Origin of the sequence: Nostoc spongiaeforme FACHB-130 (genome assembly GCF_014698475.1) — a bacterium.
GTDB lineage: Bacteria > Cyanobacteriota > Cyanobacteriia > Cyanobacteriales > Nostocaceae > Nostoc_B > Nostoc_B spongiaeforme.
In genome coordinates, this window is record NZ_JACJTB010000066.1 from 24,167 (window position 1) to 30,216 (window position 6,050).

Below are 6,050 nucleotides of genomic sequence, written 5' to 3' on the forward strand. Positions count from 1 at the left end.
CCTCGTATGCCGAAATACAGTGTTAACGAAGTTTTAGACATCATCAAAAACCTGACCAATGAAGAAAAATTGGAACTGCAAAACTCGTTACCTAATATTTTAGATATTATTGGTACTGCTGCTAAAGCAGTGGAGTCTCATTCACAGAATATTGGCAACATCAGCATTGGTAACAGTAACTCCGGCATTGAATTTAATCAACTTCAGACAGATCGGGGAAGCAGCGTAAATCAAAACAAGACTCAAGCTATATTCCAGAATCTTGATGCACAAGAAGCCTTAAAGTTACTCTCAAAATTAAAACAGGACATTAATACAAGTAATGTCTTAGACCCTATTGCAAAGAAAACTTTAGGAGTACCAATACAGACAATTGAAGAAGAATTGAAAAAGCCAAAGCCAGATAAAAATTTAGTAGAACAGTCTATAGAATTTCTGAAAAAGAATTTAACAGGTATAGCAGAACTAGCTGAACCAGTCTTAAAATTAGCACCTCTGGCTGCTAAGGTATGGGCAGGAATATGAAACAGGAATTTCCTAGTAGTCAACAAAATATTAGTAATGTTTCGATTGGGGACAGTAACGTTGTCACCTTTAATCAGACTCAGATTCTACAAATTTCTGTTGCGGAGATTAAGACTCGTCAATTTATACAAACTTCTCCATACAAAGGTTTAAAGAAATTTGAGCCATCTGATAAAGACTTATTTTTTGGTCGTGACCAATTTTTAACAGGTTTAGTAAATGAACTAGAACAAACTAACTTGATTTTGCTGTTAGGGGCTTCCGGTAGTGGCAAATCATCAGTAGTGCGTGCAGGGTTAATTCCTTGGCTTTTACAAAAATGGGGGTCACGATTAGTGAATCTGACGTTCACTCCAGATATTGACCCGTTTGAATCTTTCTATGCCAACTTACTTAATAAATACAAGCAAACAGAAGCTCAAATTGCTCGTGAAGCGAAAGTTGATACGCTGAATCAAGTAGTGGAAAGGCTGAAGCAACCTGATGACTATTGGTTGATCTTAATTGACCAGTTTGAGGAATTATTTACTACCAGTCTTGCTGACAAGCGCGAGCAATTTATCAAAAGTCTGGTGAAATTGAGTAAAACTAAACAAAGTTCCGTCAAAATTATAGGGACAATGCGGGCTGATTTTTTCGATAGGTTAAGTCCATATCCCCAGCTAGTGAAAGCTACAGAGAAGCATTGTCCGTTCATTGCAGAAATGCAACCGGATGAATTGCGGTTGGCAATTGAACAACCTGCTGCTCATCAGGGTGTAGTGTTTGAAACTGGTTTAGTAGAGGAGATTATTAAAGATGTCCAGGGGCAAGCAGGTTATTTACCTTTATTGCAATACACCTTAAATCTGTTGTGGGAAACTGAGGTAAGAACTGGCAGCATTGATGACCGAACTTTAAATCTGAGTATCTATCGCCAATTAGGTGGTGTTCGAGGTGCGCTGAAACTGCATATTGATTCTATTTATGACAACTTATCAGAAGTAGAAAAGCTCTCCACTCGGAAAATATTTCTGAGATTGGTTGATATTGGAGAGAATTCTGAAGTAGGTAGTGAATGGAAACCAGTTCGTAGAAGAGCATTAAAATCTGAGTTTAGTGATGAACTTGAGCAAACTGTGTTGGCAAAGTTGATTGATGAGAATTTACTGGTGAGCGATCGCCAACCGCAATCTCAAGAATCTACGATAGAAATCTCCCATGAAATCTTACTCACCTCTTGGACAACTCTTAATACATGGATTGCTGATAATCGTCATACCATAGCACTGCGTAATCGTCTCAATGATGATGTAGCAAACTGGCAAGCGAAAAAGGCTGATGATGAGTTGTGGAGTGGGTCGAAGTTAGAGAAAGTTGTAGAACTTAGAAAAGACACAACTTTTAATCAAGTTTTGGGTGGATTTAGTGATGCAGCAAAGCAATTTATTGATGCTAGTGTGGGGTTGCGCGATCGCCAACGGCGGCGTACTATATTAGGACTAAGTGGCTTTTCAGTTGTAGTTTCGATTCTAGCTCTTGCTACCTTGTGGCAGTGGCAGCAAACCAAAATACTTCAAACTAATACTGAATTTGGTAGATTAATTGCAATTTCAAAAACGCTTTTAGCTTCAGGTAAGCAAGAACAAGCACTAATACAAAGCATCAAGACAGGAAAGCAATTACAACAAACAGCAACGGGAGTAAAGGCTGACACAAGAATTCAAGTTATAGCAACATTGCAACAGGCTGTCTACGAGACTAACACAGCCATCAAAACTTTCAAAGACGTTAATAGCGCAAGCTTCAGTCCTGATGGGCAATTGTTGGCAACTACAAGTGATGACCAAACGGTAAAACTATGGGATATCAACACTGGCAAAATACTTAAAACTCTTAATGATGTAAATGTAGCTCGTAGCGTCAGCTTCAGTCCCAATGGGCAGTTGTTGGCGACTCTAAGTAATAATGACAAAACGGTAAAACTATGGGATATCAATACTGGCAAAATACTTAAAACTCTTAATGATGCAGATGTAGTTCGTAGCGTCAGCTTCAGCCCCGATGGCAAGACACTTGCAACAGGGGCTAATGACAACACAGTGAAACTGTGGGATATCACTTCTAGCAGAATATTAAAAACGCTTAAAGGTCATATTGGGGTAGTTATAGATGTAAGTTTCAGCCGTGATGGGCGAATGTTAGCCAGTGCAAGCTATGATGACACGGTGAAACTATGGGATACTGCCACTGGTAAAGAACTCAAAACGTTCAACGGACCACCAAAAGGGTATACTGAACAATCCGTAACTTGCGTCAAATTTAGTCCTGATGGCAAGAAACTTGCCATTGGAAGTGACTACAATACGATAACACTCTGGGATACAATAACTGGCATACGTCTTCAAACTTTTGATAAGACTTCATCTTATGGATATGGAGTGACTAGCGTCGATTTTAGTCTCGATGGTGAGCAGCTTATCTCCGCAAATAGAGACAAGACAGTAAAATTGTGGAACATCAGAACTAGTGAACAACTAAAAACTCTCTATGGGCATTTAGGTGGAGTTAACAGTACAAGCTTTAGTCCTAATAGTAAGCTAATCCTTAGTGTAAGTGATGACAAAACGGCAAAGCTTTGGAATATCAATGGCAAAGAATTCAAAACCCTCAAGAATCATGATTCGGTTTATGGCACAGTTGCTGGATTTAGCTTCAGTCCCGATGGGAAGACGATTGCCACTACAGGTGGCAGCGATGATATAAAACTGTGGGACGCGACCACTGGTAGCGAATTGAAAACTATAAAAGAGGGTTATAACAGTTTTATTAATATCAGTTTCAGTCCTGATAGCAAGACGATTGCAGCAGTGAGTTTTCAAGGTTTAGTAATACTATGGGACATCAAAAGTGGTAGTAAACTCAAAACAATTAAAGAATCCGGTGCAAAGAGCATCAACTTCAGTCCAGATGGCAAGTTAATTGCTTTAGAAAGTTACAATACGATGAAAATTTTAGATGTAAACACAGGTCAAAAAATAACAGAATATAGCATTAAAACCTTAAAGAATTTGTCAGATTTTTCTTATAATGACTTTTCATATACTTTTAGTAGAGTTAGCTTTAGTCACGATAGCAAGACGCTAGCTATTGCAATTGGTGACAGAACAAACTTATTAGATACTACCACAGGTAAAGAAATCAAAACTTTTATCGGGCATTTAGGAAATATTAATAGTGTCAGTTTTAGTCCCGATGGCAAAATGCTAGTAACAGCCAGCAATGACAACACAGCAAAATTGTGGAATACCACTACTGGCAGAGAAATCATGACTCTTACAGGACATCTTTATGGGGTGACAAGTGTTAGTTTCAGTCCCGACGGTAAGACACTGGCAACAGCAAGCCGTGACTGGACGGTAAAATTATGGGATACCACCACAGGCAAACAAATCAAAACCTTTAAAGAGTTTTCTAGCCGGGTTTTAAGTATCAGCTTCAGTCCTGATGGTAAATCGATTGCATTACTACCTGCTGATGATACGGTAAAATTGTTGGATGCCAATTCGGGTACCATACTCACAACTCTCAAAGGACATTCAATAAGAACAGTTAGAAACGTGAATAGCACAAGCTTCAGTCCCGATGGCAAAACTCTTGCCACTGGAAGTAATGACGGAACGGTGAAACTGTGGGATACCACCTCTGGTAAAGTACTCAAAGCTTTTGAAGGCGTTATTAGCTTCAGTCCCAATGGCAGGACACTTGCTTCTACAGGTGGGGATGGAACAATAAGATTATGGGAAGTTACCACTGGTAGAGAATTCAAAACTCTCAAAGAAGATTCAAAGCTCAATAGCATAAGCTTCGTTGCCGATAGTAAAACTCTTGCCACTGGAAGTGATGACGGAACGGTGAAACTGTGGGATACCACCTCTGGTAAAGTACTCAAAACCTTTAAAGTGGACTCATCTAAAATTATTTTTAGTCCGAATGGTAAAACCCTTGCTTCTGGAACAACTTCAGATAATTCAACAATGACACTATGGGATATTGGCACTGGTAAAGTAATCAAAAGACTCGAAAAGTTTAAACAACCTGTCCAGTTCAGTCCCGATAGCAAAATACTTGTCTCTGTAAGTTCAGATGACGGAACATTGGAATTGCTGGATGCTAATACAGGCAGAACCCTCCAAACTCTTAATGGATCATCTGAAGCTAAGACTGTCAGCTTTAGTTCCGATAGTAAGACACTTGCTTCTGCTGATGAGAAGGGGAGGGTGAAATTATGGGATATTACCACTGGTAAAGAAGTTGCAAAAATTGAAGTAAATTTTTCTCAAGGTGTTAGTATTAGCTATAGTCCCGATGGCAAACAGATTGCCGTTGCAAGAGGTGAGGAAACTGTAGTTTTGAATTTTGATTTAGAAGATTTATTACATCTAGGGTGCGATTCGATTGGTGATTATCTAAAAAGTAGCCCTATTGTCACTAAGGAAGATAAACATCTGTGCGATAGCATTATTAGTGGAAAATGAAAGTTATTTGAGGTTGAATGTGCTTACATAGGTAACTGGTAGCCACAGTCAAGTAACATATTTTAATAGAGACGAATCCCAATGTTAGTAACAGCGAGAAGCGAATGTGCAATGGCATTGGTAAAGTAAAGTGAAAGGGCGATAATTAGTTATTTGAGAAAAGCAGGTTCTGCATTTATTTGTTTAAACGTAAACTCCAGCAGAAATCAATATAGAAAGAGAAAACGGGTTAGAGCTAGCGAAGATGTTAGCTGTCCTAAAGCCAAGCAAACGCAGACTGTGGTCAAAGCGTCTTTCCCAAATTTCAGAACTCGTTGCAATTAGGCGGCGATAGCGAAGTGCTGGGCGGGGCTTTGATAAACTAGGCATCTTCACCAGTAAACTATTGCCCCGTCCCAGCACCGCCTAATTGAGCGATAGCGGCAACGAGTTCGGGCTGCAACACGACTCATCGACTAAAACCCTTAGACCGTTGCTTCTGCTGTTCGATTTCTTTCTGCTGCGCTTCAATCAAAATCTCATTCCAAGTCAGTCCACTAGGTGCAACTCTTTTAGCCTGGGGTAGCTTTTTTTGAACAACTTGCGCTGTTTGGTTCCCGTGTTCATCGTTATTAAATGCCAAAGCAATTCTGTTCACATCCTTTAGCAATTCAAGGGGCAACGAGTTCGGGTCATCAACAGCCATGTACAATGTTCTGACTGGTGGTTGTCCCTTGTGTGCATCCCTATCAATATGTGCAATTGACAGTGCCTCAATTGGGGAATCACACAAGATAACTCTCTCGATTTTATCGTCAGCCTCTCCACCCAATTTTAGGTAAAACCATCCCTGTGAGCGATCGCCATTTTCAGGGTACTTTATACACCGATTGTCAAGGCGTGTGGTATCCCAAACCAGTGCGCCTGACTTTTCACCGTTCAGATCGCGCTTAATAAAGACAACATTTTCCTGCTGGTCTACGTAACCTAACCCCTGACGTTGTAATGCTCCTACAAGGAAGTTAGTTA

2 protein-coding genes and 1 pseudogene are annotated in these 6,050 nt (G+C 39.9%); 2 read left to right on the forward strand and 1 reads right to left on the reverse strand.

The annotated features are described in order from the left end of the window. Nucleotides 1-6: 6 nt before the first annotated feature. Both H6G74_RS28660 and H6G74_RS28665 read left to right on the forward strand, forming a co-directional pair. Nucleotides 7-525 (forward strand): hypothetical protein, encoded by a 519-nt coding sequence (locus tag H6G74_RS28660; protein WP_190970969.1) that lies wholly within the window; start codon nt 7-9, stop codon nt 523-525. Then, nucleotides 522-5,042, forward strand: coding sequence for an nSTAND1 domain-containing NTPase (locus H6G74_RS28665; protein ID WP_242051375.1), 4,521 nt, complete (start codon nt 522-524; stop codon nt 5,040-5,042). Before H6G74_RS28660 ends, H6G74_RS28665 begins: the two co-directional genes overlap by 4 nt. Nucleotides 5,043-5,490: 448 nt before the next feature. Here the strand turns inward: H6G74_RS28665 and H6G74_RS28670 are convergent. Then, nucleotides 5,491-6,050 (reverse strand): annotated as a pseudogene (locus tag H6G74_RS28670) (MobV family relaxase); the annotation flags it as partial.

Bases quoted from the DNA above. Each gene is read 5' to 3' on its own strand.
- H6G74_RS28660 (WP_190970969.1), top strand. From the start codon at position 7: ATGCCGAAATACAGTGTTAACGAAGTTTTAGACATCATCAAAAACCTG.
- H6G74_RS28665 (WP_242051375.1), top strand. From the start codon at position 522: ATGAAACAGGAATTTCCTAGTAGTCAACAAAATATTAGTAATGTTTCG.